1 protein-coding gene and 1 pseudogene are annotated in these 410 nt (G+C 71.5%); both read right to left on the bottom strand.

The features are described from left to right. Nucleotides 1-132, bottom strand: a 132-nt coding sequence (locus IF43_RS41360; protein WP_158939700.1) for a DUF2267 domain-containing protein, incomplete at its 3' end; no start/stop codon positions are given. A gap of 146 nt (nt 133-278) precedes the next feature. Further along, nucleotides 279-410: pseudogene (locus IF43_RS41355) on the bottom strand (Hsp20/alpha crystallin family protein); the annotation flags it as partial.

Genomic DNA, 410 nt, shown 5'->3' with positions numbered 1-410 from the left:
GCGGTCCTCGCCGACCAGGTGGGCTCCCAGCAGGGCCAGGACCACGCGGGCGGCGCGGTCGGCCTCCTCGCGGGAGGCGTACTCACCGCGTTCCTGCACGTGCTCGACGAAAGCATCCCATCTCAACGTCATGGCGCTCGTCTCTCCGGAAAGTGATGGCATGCGGGCCATGAGGGAAGGGGGCGGGGCGCGGAGGACGGGAGGGGCGGGGGATCACCCTCCCGTCCTGGCCTGCAAGCGCCGGCGACGGCCTGGCGTGCGGGTCGTGAGCGGTCCGCTCAGCTACTGATCTGCTTGACGCTCCCCCCGACGCCGTCGCCGATGGCGATCTTGCGCGGCTTGGCGCGCTCGGCGATCGGGATGCGCAGGGTCAGTACCCCCGCCTCGTAGTCGGCGGTGATGTGCTCGGT

Source organism: Streptomyces sp. NRRL S-87 (assembly GCF_000719335.1).
GTDB lineage: Bacteria > Actinomycetota > Actinomycetes > Streptomycetales > Streptomycetaceae > Streptomyces.
This window is presented reverse-complemented; position numbering and strand designations above follow the sequence as displayed.